This is a genomic window from Mycobacterium genavense ATCC 51234, from assembly GCF_000526915.1.
Lineage (GTDB): Bacteria > Actinomycetota > Actinomycetes > Mycobacteriales > Mycobacteriaceae > Mycobacterium > Mycobacterium genavense.
Map to the genome: position 1 here is coordinate 57,837 of NZ_JAGZ01000010.1, position 14,253 is coordinate 72,089.

5 protein-coding genes and 3 pseudogenes are annotated in these 14,253 nt (G+C 67.3%); 3 read left to right on the forward strand and 5 right to left on the reverse strand.

The window, feature by feature from the left end; genetic code table 11:
• The first annotated feature begins 67 nt into the window (after positions 1-67).
• Entirely contained in the window at positions 68-568 is a 501-nt protein-coding gene (locus T428_RS32905; protein WP_025737801.1) for a hypothetical protein, read from the forward strand.
• 18 nt (positions 569-586) lie between these two features.
• On the opposite strand, the gene T428_RS29545 is transcribed toward T428_RS32905, so the two are convergent.
• Both T428_RS29545 and glsA read right to left on the reverse strand, forming a co-directional pair.
• Entirely contained in the window at positions 587-1,336 is a 750-nt protein-coding gene (locus T428_RS29545) for a cyclic nucleotide-binding domain-containing protein (protein WP_169733678.1), read from the reverse strand.
• A pseudogene (gene glsA, locus T428_RS36175) lies at positions 1,329-2,360 on the reverse strand (glutaminase A). Before glsA ends, T428_RS29545 begins: the two are co-directional and overlap by 8 nt.
• Positions 2,361-2,515: 155 nt before the next feature.
• Between glsA and T428_RS29555 the strand changes: the two are divergent.
• Both T428_RS29555 and T428_RS29560 read left to right on the forward strand, forming a co-directional pair.
• Positions 2,516-4,279, forward strand: a pseudogene (locus tag T428_RS29555) (acyl-CoA dehydrogenase family protein).
• Between the two features lie 76 nt (positions 4,280-4,355).
• A pseudogene (locus T428_RS29560) lies at positions 4,356-5,236 on the forward strand (cyclopropane mycolic acid synthase family methyltransferase).
• A 16-nt stretch (positions 5,237-5,252) separates the two neighbouring features.
• Here the strand turns inward: T428_RS29560 and T428_RS0119475 are convergent.
• From T428_RS0119475 to fadD32, 3 genes are all read right to left on the reverse strand, one after another.
• Positions 5,253-6,812, reverse strand: a complete 1,560-nt coding sequence (locus T428_RS0119475) for an acyl-CoA carboxylase subunit beta (RefSeq protein ID WP_156943004.1) — start codon at positions 6,810-6,812, stop codon at positions 5,253-5,255.
• Between the two features lie 23 nt (positions 6,813-6,835).
• Positions 6,836-12,112 carry a polyketide synthase Pks13 gene (gene pks13 / locus T428_RS29565; protein ID WP_245604999.1) on the reverse strand — a complete coding sequence of 1,759 codons (5,277 nt, stop codon included), beginning with the start codon at positions 12,110-12,112 and terminating at the stop codon, positions 6,836-6,838.
• A 97-nt stretch (positions 12,113-12,209) separates the two neighbouring features.
• The gene (gene fadD32 / locus T428_RS0119485) at positions 12,210-14,108 is read right to left on the reverse strand and encodes a long-chain-fatty-acid--AMP ligase FadD32 (protein WP_025737803.1); all 1,899 of its coding nucleotides are present in this window, start codon (positions 14,106-14,108) and stop codon (positions 12,210-12,212) included.
• Positions 14,109-14,253 lie beyond the last annotated feature (145 nt).

Sequence of the window (14,253 nt, forward strand, 5' to 3'; positions counted from 1 at the left end):
GGCAAATAGAGGTCAATATCTACTCCGCTGTGATCCGGGTAACACAGCGGGGGAGGATCCGAAGTTCATGCTCACGCTACGAGCCGCGTGCGGAGCGGCATTCACGGCGGCGATGTGTTCGGTGGCGACGGTGGGGATCGCCATGGCCGGGGCCGAAAGCGGGACGATCGTCGTGTTGGACAGCAAGCTTAGACGGTGTGGTTTCAGCCTGGTCAGGACCGAGCCGATGGTTCCGCGGTCCGCCCTGGGCACCGGTCAGGTCATCGTTCATACCTCGGGGGGCAAAGCGTACGCGGAGGTCCATCTGTCCGACGCGCCTGCCCCGGGAACCCATTTCGACGTCGGTCTGATCCAGGAGCCCCATCCACCCGCGGGCAATTGCGGACCCGGGGACCCGGGCACCGCCTTTTCCGGCCTGGATACCGACGCGGCAGGCAACGGAGAAGTGACCGTTTCGGACACTATTCGGCCGGGCACGACGGGCGTGTGGGTAATTGTCCAGCGTCCCAATCCGAATTCCCAAAACCCGGCGGAGTTCTACACATCCGAGTTCGTGGCGCCGGTCTGATGGGGGTGCCGCGCGTGCTCACTTGAGCGTCAGGACTTCCTCGCTGAGCTGGGCCACCCGGTGGGCCAATACGCGGCCGATGGTCGTGTGAATCTGCAGCGCGATGCCCGGCCGGTCACGGCTCAATTCGTTGAGCGCGGCGACCTCCAACTCGAAGCAGACGCTGGGCGTCGCGGCGCGGACTCTGGCGGTTCGGGTGCCGCCATAGAGTGCGGCCATTTCACCGAACGTCGCACCCGGCCCGAACGTGGTCGCCCGGTGAAACGACTCACCCATGGCAAACACGACGTCGACGGAGCCCGCTATCACAAAATAGATCCAGTCCGCGTGGTCGCCCACGTCGAAGATCATCGCGCCCTTTTCGTAGTCGGTGTAGGTGTCGGCTGGCGTGAGCAGGGCCAAGAAGTCGGCGTCGGCGCCGTCCAGCACCTCGACATCGGCGAGTGCGCAGGGCGCCATACCCGGTTCGAGATTCGATCTTTCGAGCAGCTGGTTCTCTCGCCATTCGAGCGCGTCGCTGTGGGACTCGAACGACACCGCATCGAGGATCTCCGTCACTTCGGGTGGGGCGCCGACCAGCACCAGCTCAGCCCGTGACGACTCCACCAACGCGCCAATGGCGCCTAGTAGCGAGGCGCCGCTGCGATCGACGGTATTGACCCGGCGGAAATCCAGGATCAACACCTCGGCGCGGTCCAGCTCCGCGGCGACGGCCCGGCTCAGCACCTCGCACGAACCGAAGCGCAGCTGACCCTGCAACTCAAACACTTTCGTGGTGCTCCCGAGCCGCCTTGAGGGCATCGTCTTGCGCGGCCAGCCGATGCCGCTTCGACCGGACGGCATCGCCGCCGTAGGCGCGACGCACCACGGATGTGTCCGAGGCCGGCGGGCTCAACAGATGCAAGCTGAAACGGTCCGAGATCTCCCGGCAGAATGCGAGCCCGCGCACGCTGTTGCCATGTCCGTCGAGCGGGGGCGAAAAGATCGCCAGGCCGAACTGGCCCGGCAGCACTGCGAGCACCGCCCCGGATACACCGCTCTTCGCCGGAAGTTTCACGCTGTAGAGCCACTCGCCCGCGTAGTCGTACATGCCGCAGGTGCTCATCGCGCTCAGCACGCGCACCACATTCGCTCGCCGACCGCGCGCTCACGGGTCATCGGGTTGACGCCGCGGTTGGCCAGCGTCGCACCCATCGTTGCGAGATCGCGGGTGTCGACCAGCAGGGCGCACTGCCGGAAATATGCCTGCAGGGTGGTCTCGACTTCGGTCTCGAGCATGCCGAAGTTGCGCATCAAATACGCGATTGCCCGGTTGCGGTCGCCGCTGTCGGATTCGGAGCGACGCACCACCTCGTCGAGTTCGAGCGCGCGCCGGCGAACCGGGCAAAAGCCGCCGCGACCGAATCGGTGTCACCGAGCAGGCTGGTGGTGAGGATCGCGCCCGCGTTCACCATGGGGTTGTACGGGCGGCGGGTGTTCATGTCGAACTCGATGGCGTTAAACGGATCGCCCGATGGTTCGACGCCGATTCGCTGCAGCACCGCGTCAATGCCGCGCTGTTCCAGCGCAATGCATAGGCGAATGGCTTCGACTCCGACTGGATGGTGAAGCCTTGCTTGAAGTCGCCGATGTCATATCGGTGGTTATCCACGGTCACCAGGCTGACGCCGAACCAGTCCGGGTCGGCGGCTTGCAGCGCGGGGATATAGTCGGCGACCTCGCCCTGATGTATGCCGGCGACGTGGTCGAAAATGGCATTGAGTTCAGCTTCTAGCGGTAGCTGCATTCGCATTCACCTTCCGTCGGAGTTTGCGAAACGTACTACGTTCCGGCGTACGCCAATTGGCCTAACGAGGTCGATCGGTGAAACGCGTCCTGACCGACAAGAAGCCGCTAACCCTACAATCGGCGTAGGCCGGAGCCAGCGGCTTGACATAGGAGAAAGCCATGAGCGAGTACGACCTGGAGGCCGTGGATCGGCTGCCCTTCTCCACGCCGGAAAAGTCGCAGCGCTACCGGACGGACAACTACACCGGCGCGGTCGGCCTGAACTGGTACCTGGCCGACCCCACGCTGCAGTTCATGATGAGCTACTACCTGCGGCCCGACGAATTAGCCGTCGTGGAGCCACATTTGACCAGCATCGGTGAACTGATGGGCGGCCCGGTGGCCCGTTGAGCCGACGAGACGGACCGCAACCCGCCCCGGCTGGAGCGCTACGACCGGTGGGGGCACGACGTGAGTCAGGTCGTCATGCCGGCGTCGTTCACACAGTCCAAACGCGCGGTGCTGGACGCCCAGCAGGCGTTGCGCGCCGACGCGCGCGCCGCGCAGGTGAGCTCCGGGCTGGCGCTGTTCGCGTCCAACTATCTGCTCAACCAGGCCGACATCGGGATGGGGTGCGCGCTGGGCACCGGCGGCGGGATGGTCCAGTCGCTGGTGGCCGCGTATGCGCCGGCCGACGTGGCCGAGTACGTGACGGCCAAGTTCGCCTCCGGCGAGTGGGCCGGCGAGACCGCGCAGCTGCTGACCGAACGCACCGGCGGCTCCGACCTGGGCGCGCTGGAGACGACGGCGACACGCAGCGGAGACGCCTGGCTTCTCAACGGCTTCAAATGGTTTGCGTCCAACTGCGCCGGCGAGGCGTTCGTCGTCCTGGCCAAACCCGAAGGCGCCCCGGACTCTTCGCGCGGGGTGGCGAATTTCCTGGTGCTGCGCACCCGCCGCGGCTCGCGCAACGGGGTGCGGCGGTTGAAGGACAAGCTCGGCACCCGCTCGGTGGCCTCCGGTGAGGTCGAGTTCGTCGACGCCGAGGCGTTTCTGCTGTCCGGCGAACCGACGGGTGAGGCGGGACGTCCGACGGCAGGGGCCTGGGCCGGATGATGGAGCTGACCAACGCCGCGCGCCTGGGCATCGCGTTGTTCGGGCTGGGCAATGCGCGCCGCGCATTGGTCGAGTCGTTGTGCTATGCGCGGCAACGCCATGCGTTCGGCGGTGCGCTGATCGACAAGCCGCTGATGCGGCGCAAGCTGGCCGAACTGATCGTCGACGTCGAGGCCGCGCAGGCAATGGTTTTCGACGGCACCGGCGCACCCAACCATCGCCAGCCGCGCAGCCTGCGGCAGCGCATCGCGGTTGCCCGTCACCAAACTCAAGGTGTGCCGGCTGGGGATCACCGCGGCCTCAGATGCAATCGGAATCCACGGTGGCAACGGCTATATCGAGACCTGGCCGGTGGCACGGCTGCTGCGCGACGCGCAGGTGAACACGATTTGGGAAGGGCCCGACAATATCCTGTGCCTCGACGTGCGCCGCGGCATCGAGCAGACCCGGGCGCACGAGACGTTGTTGGCGCGGCTGCACGACGCGGTATCGGTGTCGGACGTCGACGAGACCACCGCCCTGGTGGCGCGCCGCATCGACGATCTCGACTCCGCCATCACGGCCTGGACCAAACTCGACGGCCCCGTCGCCGAGGCCCGGCTGTTCAGCCTGGCCCAGTTCATGGGCGACGTGTACGCCGGTGCGCTGCTGATCGAGCAACCGGCCTGGGAGCGGCACACCCGCGGCGGCGAGCGCAAGGCGCTGGTGGCCGCCGCCTACGCGCAGCAGTATCTAGCCGACCGCGGGCCGCTACGCGGTATCGACGCCGACTCCGACGTGACGCTGGAGCGCTTCGACGAGTTGGTGGACGGCGCGCTGGCGCTGTGACGCCCGTCCGGACCTCGATCCGGGTTCGCCCTAAGGTGCATCACGACCCCGGAGTCCGGAGAAAGGCAACCCGAAGATGGCTGAGGAGGTGACGCCGCATTTCGAGGACGTGCAGGCGCACTACGACCTATCCGACGACGACCTATCCGACGACTTCTTCCGCCTGTTCCTCGACCGCACCCAGATGTACACCTGCGCGTATTGGCTTGGCGGCGAGGACATGACGCTGGAAGAGGCGCAGATCGCCAAGATCGACCTGTCGCTCGGCAAGCTCGGCCTGCAGCCCGGCATGACGCTGCTGGACCTCGGCTGCGGCTGGGGTGCCGCCATGAAGCGGGCCATCGAGAAATACGACGTCAACGTCGTCGGCCTGACGTTGTCGAAGAATCAAGCCGCCCACGCCCAGAAGATGCTCGACGAACTGGACACCCCGCGCTCCAAGCGGGTGCTGCTGGAAGGCTAGGAGCGGTTTCACGAGCCGGTGGACCGCATCGTGGCGATCGGCCCGCTCGAGCATGTCGGCTACGACCGGTACGCCGCCTTCTTCGAGAGGGCCTACGAGCTGCTGCCGGCCGGAGGCACCTTCTTGCTGCACACCATCACCGTCTTGTCGGAGAAGGAAATCATCGCGTCGGGATTGCCGCTGACTCCGGCGATCGTCGAGTTCAGCGACTTCATGAAGACCGAGATCTTCCCCGGCGGCTACCTGCCGACCATCGACATGGTGAAGGAGTTCTCGGCCAAGGCCGGCTTCAAGCTGAAGCGTCGCCAGTCGCTGCAGCGGCATTACGCCAAGACGCTGGACGTGTGGGCCGCTAACCTGTCAGCACAAAGGACGAGGCCATCGCGATTCAGTCCGAAGAGGTCTACGAGATGTACATGAAGTACCTCACCGGCTGCGCGAACCTCTTCCGCAAGGGCTACACCGATCTCAACCAATTCACGCTGCGCAAGTAGCAGCCCACGCGTCAGGCTAGAGCGGCAGCAGGCTGTGCTTGCGTCCGACGCGGAACCAGATCTGCTTGTCGCGCAACAGATGTAACGACTTGCGGATCAGCAGCCGGGTCTGGTGGGGATCGATGACCGCATCGATGAAGCCGCGCTCGGCGGCCGTCCACGGGATCGCCATGTTGAGGTTGTAGCCCTCGATGAAGTCCTTCTTGATCTGCTGCGCCTCGGGCGTCGTCGGGTCGGGGAACCGTTTCATCAGCAGCTGGGCGGCGCCCTCGGCGCCGATCACGGCGATGCGTGCGGTGGGCCAGGCGAAGTTGAAATCGGCGGTCAGCTGCCGGGATCCCATCACCGCATACGCGCCGCCGTAGGACTTGCGGATCGTGATCGTCACCTTGGGCACGTCGGCCTCCACGACCGCGGAGAGGAACCGCCCGCCGCGCTTGATGATGCCGTTTTTCTCCTGCTCGGCCCCCGGCAGGAAGCCGGGCGTGTCGACGACGAAGATCAGCGGCAGCTCGAAGATGTCGCAGAACCGGATGAAACGCGTTGCCTTGTCGGAAGCTTCGTTGTCGATCGACCCGGCCAGGAACATCGGCTGGTTGGCGATCACGCCGACCGGGCGCCCGTCGACCCGGGCGAACCCAGTGATGATCGCCGGCCCCTGCTGCGCGGCGACGTCGAGGAAATCGCCGTCGTCGAAGATCCGCAGCAGGATCTCGTGCATGTCGTAGGCCGCGTTGTCGTTGTCCGGGATGATCGTGTCGAGTTCCAGATCGGTCGGGGTGATCTCCGGTTCCAGCCCGGGATTGACGATCGGCGGTTTCTCGAAGACGTTGGACGGCAGGAACGACAGGAAGTCACGGACGTACTGGAACGCCTCGGCCTCGGTGTCGACGACGTGATGGATATTGCCATGGCGGGCCTGCACGTCGGCGCCGCCCAGCTCGTCGAGCGTGATCTCTTCGCCGGTGACTTCCTTGATCACGTCAGGCCCGGTGACGAAGAAGTAGCCCTGGCCGCGCACCGCGACCAATAGGTCGTCCTGGATCGGCGAATAGACCGCTCCCCCAGCGCATTTGCCGAAGATGAGGGAGATCTGCGGCACCACCCCGGACAGGGCTTCGTGGCGGCGGCCCAGTTCGGCGTACCAGGCCAGCGACGTGACCGCGTCCTGGATGCGGGCGCCGCCCGAGTCCTGGATCCCGATGATCGGGCAGCCGACCATCGCGCACCAGTCCATCAGCCGGGCCACCTTGCGGCCGAACATCTCCCCGACGGTGCCCTGGAACACGGTCTGGTCGTGGGAGAACACCCCGACCGGCCGGCCGTCGATCATGGCATGGCCGGTGATGCAGCCGTCGCCGTAGAGCGCGTTCGGATCGTTCGGCGTCTTGGCGAGCGCACCGACCTCGAGGAAGGTGCCCGGGTCGACCAGCGCATGGATGCGGGACCGGGCGCTGGGGATGCCCTTCGCGTCACGCTTGGCGGCCGCCTTCTCGCCGCCGGGTTCCTTGGCCAGTTCCAGACGAGCGTTGAGCTCGGCCAGTTTCTCGGCGGTCGTGTGCGCGCGCGAGGGCACTTCACCCGTCACTACTTGCCTACCTAACTGTTCGACGTCGTCCGGCCGGCATGCTCTGCCTCGACCGTGTTCAGCGCCTGGGTCATATGCGCGCCGACCTTGGCGATGATCGGCTCGTCGATGGCCTGGATGTGCTCGCCACCGATCGGCACGACCTCGAGGTCGGCGAGATACTCGCCCCAGCCTCCGTCCGGCTTACGAACGGCGTATCGCGGTTCGAACATGATCGCGTCGTCATGGTAGCGATCCGCCATGTAGAGGGTCACATGCCCGTCGTAAGGCTGGATCTCGGCGGTGTCGATCGCCCGGTTGTCCAGGTACGACGTGCGCTGGTGCTCGATGATCCCGGCCGGGATCTGCACCCCGCTCTGTTTGACGGCCTCCAGCACGAACCGGATCTGGCCCTCGTCGTCGAGCTCCTCGAGCTGCTCGTAGGGGATCGCCGGGATGGTGACCTGGAAGGTCTTCTCGGCGAAGCGGGCGTAGCGGTCCCAGCGGGCGCGGACTTCCTCCTTGGTCTGCGGGACCTCTTCGCCGGCGCGCACCGCGTCGATCAGACCCACCCAGGCGACGTCCTTGCCCATCTTCTTGAGCCCGATCGCGCACGCGTAGGCCAACACACCGCCCAGCGACCAGCCGGCCAGGACGTAGGGGCCGTCGCCCTGCATCTCGATCAGCTTCGGAACGTATTGCGCCGCACGCTCTTCGATGCTGCCCTCGACCCGCTCGAAGCCGTACATCGGAGTGTCGGCGGGCAACCGGTTGAGCAGCGGCTCGTACACCACGGTCGAACCGCCGGCCGGGTGGAACACGAACACCGGCGTCTTGGTCGACCCTTCGGGGCGGGCCCGCAACGTGCGGACGAACCCGTCGATGGTGCCGGCCTCCAGGTACTGGCGGACCTTCTCGGCCAGCGCCTCGATGTTCTCCGCGGTCAGCACGTCCTCGGCGGTGATCGGCCCCTCGGCGCGTTCGGACAGTCGCTCCGCCATCTTGGCGGCGGTGGCCTCGTCCAGCTTGGGCAGCAGGTTGAAGATGCCGCCCGGGGACTTGCCGGTGACGATGGCCCAGGTGGCGAACGTGATCCGCTCGGCGGCATCGCGCGGCGGCACATCGGAGTTCAGCACCTTGGCGACGGTCTCCTGGCTGAGCGCCTCGGCCGCGCCGGTCAGGTTCGGCTTGACACCATTGCCCGAGGCGTTGCCCGCCGGACCGGTCGGATCCGTCGGCGGCGGCGGAATCGCCGTATCCGACGGCGGCGGCGCCGGCTGGGTCTGCGGTTCGGCCTGCGGATTAGGTGCGGCGACAACGGATTCCGGCGTCGCGCCGCTGAGCAGGCTGGCCTGCGCCCGGGCGATCTCCTCGGCCGTCTGGGTCTTCTGGTGCTCGTGCAGCTGCTCGACCTCGTCGCGGTGTTCGATCGCGTACTCGATCAGCTTCTCGACGTTGTAGAGGTTGGCGTCCCGCACCGCCGTCAATTGGATTGGCGGCAAGTCGAAGTCGTACTCCACGCGGTTCTTGATCCGCACCGCCATCAGCGAGTCCAGGCCCAGCTCGATCAGCGGCACCTCCCACGGCAGGTCCTCGGGTTCATAACCCATGGCCGCCGCCACGATCCGGCCCAGCCGCTCGGCGATGGTCTCACCGGACTCCGGCGACCACTTCACGAAGTCCGACGGCATGTATCGATTGGTCAGGCTGTCCGACAGGGTTTCGGCGTCCTCGACCTCTTCGACGGGCACGGTGACTGGTGCTTGGGCCGATCCCGTCGCGGGCTCGACCGCCACCCCGGCGCCGACGGCGGCGGGCAACGCCGCGGTGGCCTGACCCGCCCGGGAGACCAACGCGTCGTAGACCAACGTGAACGACTCGTCGATGCGGGCGTGTACTTGTACCGACGCCCCACCGGGGTGGCGAGTCAACGTCGTCACCAACCGGGCGCCTTCGCCCGGCACCGCGCGCTGCTCGGCCGCCGTCAACTGCGCGTCGGGCAGCACCGCCGCCGCGGCCGCGCGCACCAGCGCCGCGAGGTCGGTGTCGTCCCGGGGTGCGTACTCCCAGACGTGACGGCCGTCGGGCAGCGCGACGTGGTTCCCGGGCATGACGATCGAGCCGTCGCCGGAAAAGTGCGCGTCGAGCCAGTGCTCCTTGCGCTTGAATCGGGTCGGCGGAATGTTGGCGTAATCTCCGGGCCCCTGGGCGCGGCTGAACATGGTCCGGATGTCCAGGTCGTGTCCGTAGACATACAGCTGCGCCATCGTCGAGACCATCGAGGAGACCTCGTCCTGCTTGCGGGCCAGCGTCGGGATCAGCTGCGCGTCATGCAGGCCGGCCGACGCCGTGGTCAGGCCCACCTGCATCAGCGCCACCGGGTTGGGCGCCAGCTCCAGGAACGTGGTGTGCCCGCTGTCCACGGCGTTGCGGATGCCGTGGGTGAAGTAGACGCTGTGGCGCAGCCCCTTCTTCCAGTAGTCGACGTCGTGGATCGGGTCGGAGCCGGGTTTGATGTAGCTGCCCTCGTGCACGGTCGAGTAGATGCCGCACGTCGGGCTCATCGGCTTGATGCCCTGCAGTTCCGCGGCCAGCTCGCCGAGCAGCGGATCCATCTGCGAGGTGTGGCTGGCGCCCTTGGTCTGGAATTTGCGGGCGAACTTGCCCTCGGATTCCGCCCGGGCGATGATCGCGTCCACCTGCTCGGGCGGGCCGCCGATCACGGTCTGGGTCGGGGCCGCGTAGACGCACACCTCCAGGTCGGGGAAGTCGGCGAACACCGTCTTGATCTCGTCGGCGGAGTACTCCACCAGCGCCATCAGCCGGATGAACTCACCGAACAGCATCGACTCGCCCTCGCCCATCAGGTGCGAACGCGAGCAGATCGCCCGGGTGGCGTCGCGCAGCGACAATCCGCCGGCGAAGTAGGCCGACGCGGCCTCACCCAGCGACTGCCCGACCACCGCGGCCGGCTTGGCGCCGTGATGCTTGAGCAACTCACCCAGCGCGATCTGGATCGCGAAGATGGTGACCTGGGTGGTCTCGATACCGTAGTCCTGCGAGTCGTCGAGGATCAGCTCGAGCACCGAGTAGCCCAGCTCGTCCTGGACCAGGGCGTCGACCTTCTCGATCCACTCGGCGAACACCGGGTTGCGCAGGTACAAACTCTTGCCCATCTTGCGGTGCTGGGCGCCGAATCCGGCGAGCACCCACACCGGACCGTTGGTCACCGGCCCGTCGACGCTGAACACGTTCGGGCGCTGCATGCCCTCGGCGACCGCGCGCAGGCCCCTGATGGCTTCCTCGTGGTCGTGGGCCAGCACCACCGCGCGGGAACGACCGTGGTTGCGCCGCGACAGCGACCGCCCGATCGCCTCCAGCGACGACGCCTGACCCTCGGGGCTTTCCATCCAGTCCGCCAGTTCGGCGGCGGCGGCCTTCTTGCGCGAGGTCAAAAACGCCGACACCGCGAGCGGGATCAGCGGCTTGGTGGGTTCCGACTCCTGTTGCGCCGCAAGCTCTTCCAGCGCCGCCGCCTTGAGCTCCAGCGCCTCGTCGGTGAGGCCCGGCAGCTCGGGCTCGAAGTCGGGGACCTCGTACTCGTCGGTGATGATGTTGCGGAAGTCGTCGAACCGCAGCGAGTGGCTCTCCAGCGTCGGCGCCTCGGCCTGCTCGGTCTCGGCGGCCGGGGTCATCTCGGGCGCGGGTTCGCGCCCGGGTGCCAGATCGCGCGGCAGGACTTCGCGGACGACCACGTGGGCGTTGGCCCCGCCGAAGCCGAAGCTCGACACCCCGGCCAGCGCGTAGCCGCCGTAGCGCGGCCAATCCGTCGCGCTGTCAACGAATTTCAGGTGGGCGCCGTCGAAGTCGATGCAGGGGCTAGGGCCGGCGAAGTTGATCGACGGCGGCAGTTTGTCGTGCTGCAACGACAACACGACCTTGGCCAGACTGGCCGCGCCGGCGGCCGACTCCAGGTGTCCCACATTGGTTTTGATCGCACCCAGCAGCGCCGGACGGTCGGCGGGCCGACCGCGGCCGACCACCCGGCCCAACGCCTCGGCCTCGATCGGGTCGCCGAGGATGGTGCCGGTGCCGTGCGCCTCGATGTAGTCGACGTTGCGCGGGTCGATCCCGGCGTCCTTGTAGGCCCGGCGCAGCACCTCGGCCTGCGCGTCCTGGTTGGGGGCGATCAGACCGTTGGACCGGCCGTCGTGGTTGACCGCGCTACCGGCGATGACGGCCAGGATCTGGTCACCGTCACGACGCGCGTCGTCGACCCGCTTGAGCACGAACATGCCGCCACCCTCGGAGCGGGTGTATCCGTCGGCGTCCGAGGAGAACGACTTGATCCGGCCGTCCGGCGACAACACCGCATCGATCTCGTCGAAACCGAGCGTCGCCAGCGGGGTGAGCAACGCGTTGACGCCGCCGGCGAGTGCGACGTCGCATTCGCCGTTGCGCAGCGCCTGCACCGCCTGATGCGTGGCCACCAGCGAGCTCGAGCACGCGGTGTCCAGTGCGACCGAGGGGCCCCGGAAGTCGTAGAAGTAGGACACCCGGTTGGCGATGATCGAGTTCGCGGTGCCGGTGATCGCGTACGGGTGGGCGACCGTCGGGTCGGACACCGCCAGCAGCTGATAGTCGTGGTTGGAGAAGCCGACGTACACGCCGACGGCCTCGCCGCGCAGCGCCGACGCGGGGATCCGGGCGTGCTCGAGGGCCTCCCAGGTCAGCTCGAGCGCCAGCCGCTGCTGCGGGTCGATGTTGTCCGCCTCGGTCTTGGCGATCGCGAAGAACTCGGAGTCGAATCCCTTGACGTCCTTCAGGTAGCCGCCGCGGGTGCGCGCCTTGGCGACCAGCTGGGCGATACGCGGCTCTTCCAGGAACTCTGACCAGCGCCCCTCGGGCAGATCGGTGATCGCGTCGCGGCCCTCCATCAGGGCCTGCCAGGTTTCGTCGGGGCTGTTCATGCCGCCGGGCAGCCGGGTGGACAGCCCCACGATCGCGATGTCGACACGTTCGGCCGGTCCGGTGCGGGTCCAGTCGACGTCGCCGACGTCGTCGGGGCGTTCGGGTTCGCCCTCGATGATGCGGGTGGCCAACGATTCGATGGTCGGATGCTGGAAGGCCACCGCAACCGACAGCGTGACACCGGTCATGTCTTCGATGTCGGCGGCCATCGCCACCGCGTCGCGGGAAGACAGGCCCAGCTCCGCCATCGGGACGGACTCGTCGATCGTGTCCGGCGATTGCCCGACGACGCGGCCCACCCAGTTGCGCAGCCACTCCCGCATCTCGGGGACCGTCATGTCGGTCCGCTTGGCGGGCGCATCCTCAGCAAGCCCGCCAGCCGCCGCGTTTTCGGAGTTGTCCGGCAGGTCAGATTCTGTGTCAGCCATGGTTCCTTCAGTCTGTGGCACTGGCGAAAGCGGTCGGGGAGCCGACGCCGCTGCGCAGACTGCCGTCCAGGTAGGCGGCCCGGCAGGCGCGGTGCCCGATCTTGCCGCTGGAGGTGCGGGGGATCGTCCCCGACTGCACCAGCAGCAGGTCTCGGACGGTAACCCCGTGCCGCACGGCGATGGCCGCGCGAATGTCGTCGGCGATGGGTTGGTAGTCGAGCTTGTGTGTCCCGGCGGCCCGCTCGGCGACGATCACCAGCTGTTCGGAGGTGTCGTCCGGGTCGAACTTGAGCCCGGCGTGCGGGTTGTCGAACACCGCTTGTGGCAACTGGTTCGCCGGGACCGAGAAGGCGGCGACGTATCCGGTGCGCAGCGCCTTGCTGGCCTCCTGCGCCGAGTACTCGAGGTCCTGCGGGTAGTGGTTGCGGCCGTCGATGATGACCAGGTCCTTGATGCGGCCCGCTATATAGAGGTGGCCGTTGAAGTACGTGCCGTAGTCGCCGGTGCGCACCCACAGCGCGTCGTCGTCGGCGCCCTCGGCGTGCGACTCGGGGATCCGCGACTTGAGGATGTTACGGAAGACGTAGTTGGTTTCTTCTTCCTTGCCCCAGTAGCCGGTGCCCAGGTTCTTGCCGTGCAGCCAGATCTCGCCGATCTGGCTGTCGGGCAGCTCGCTGGCGGTGTCGGGATCGACAATGACGGCCCACTCGTCGACGCCGATCACGCCGGCGGACACCTGGGCGACCGCGTTCGGGGAATCCGCGGCGACCTCGACGAAGCGCTGCTTGTTCAGTTCCTCCCGGTCGACGTGGATGACGGTGGGCGCCTCGTCCATCGGCGTGGTGGACACGAACAGCGTCGCCTCGGCCAGGCCGTAGGACGGTTTGATCGCGGTCTTGCGCAGACCGTAGGGCTCGAACGCCTCGTAGAACTTGCGCATCGAGGCCGGGGACACCGGCTCGCTGCCGTTGAGGATGCCCTTGACGTTGCTCAGGTCCAGCGGCGGCTCGTCGTCCTTGGGCAGACCGCGCACGGCGGCGTGCTCGAACGCGAAGTTTGGTGCGACGGTGAAGACCTCGCAGTCCGGGGCGTCGTCCGGCTTGCGCGCCATCTCCCGGATCCAGCGGCCGGGACGGCGCACGAACGCGGCCGGCGTCATGAAGGTGAAGCTGTGGCCGAGCACCGGGGACAGCAGGGCGGTGATCAGTCCCATGTCGTGGAAGAACGGCAGCCAGGACAGACCGCGGTCGCCGTCCTTGCCTTCCAGGCCGTTGAGCACCTGCAGCACGTTGGTGGGCAGGTTCAGGTGGGTGATCTGCACACCGGTCGGGGTCCGGGTGGAGCCGGAGGTGTACTGCAGGTAGGCGATCGTGTCCTCTTCGGCCTCGGGCGCGACCCAGGTGACGGCGACCTCGTCGGGCACCGCGTCGACGGCCACGACGCGCGGCCGCTCCTCGGCCGCCCGGGCCCGGATGAACTTGCGCACGCCTTCGGCGGCCTCGGTGGTGGTCAGGATCGTCGAGGGTGTGCAGTCGTCGAGGACGGCATGCAGGCGACCGACGTGGCCCGGCTCGCTGGGGTCGAACAAGGGCACCGCGATCCGCCCCGCATACAGCGCGCCGAAGAACGCGATGAGGTAGTTCAGGTTCTGCGGGCACAGGATGGCGATCCGGTCACCGGGCTCGGTGACCTGCTGCAGGCGCGCGCCCACGGCGCGGTTGCGCACGCTGAACTCCGACCAGACGATGTCGCGCTCGACGCCGTCGCGCTCGGTGGAATAGTCGATGAACCGGTAGGCCAGCTTGTTACCGCGAACCTTCGCCCACTTCTCGACGTGCTTGACCAAGTTCGTGTTGTCCGGGAACTTGATTCGTCCGTCCACGATGAACGGGTTGTGGTACGCCATGCCGCCCTCTCCTGTTACACACTCGCCGGTTAGCTACTCCGACGGTCCTGGTGTCGGCTTCGCCGACGATGTCCTCCGCGCGCGGGCCGGCCTCGTACGCGGCGCAAATTTGCGCCGGTCCGTCCGAGCTTCGACCCGGTCGGGA

What these genes read in the sequence shown, in the direction of transcription:
- T428_RS32905 (WP_025737801.1), top strand. Translation starts at nt 68, where the DNA reads ATGCTCACGCTACGAGCCGCGTGCGGAGCGGCATTCACGGCGGCGATG.
- pks13 (WP_245604999.1), bottom strand. Translation starts at nt 12,112, where the DNA reads ATGACGGTCCCCGAGATGCGGGAGTGGCTGCGCAACTGGGTGGGCCGC.
- fadD32 (WP_025737803.1), bottom strand. Translation starts at nt 14,108, where the DNA reads ATGGCGTACCACAACCCGTTCATCGTGGACGGACGAATCAAGTTCCCG.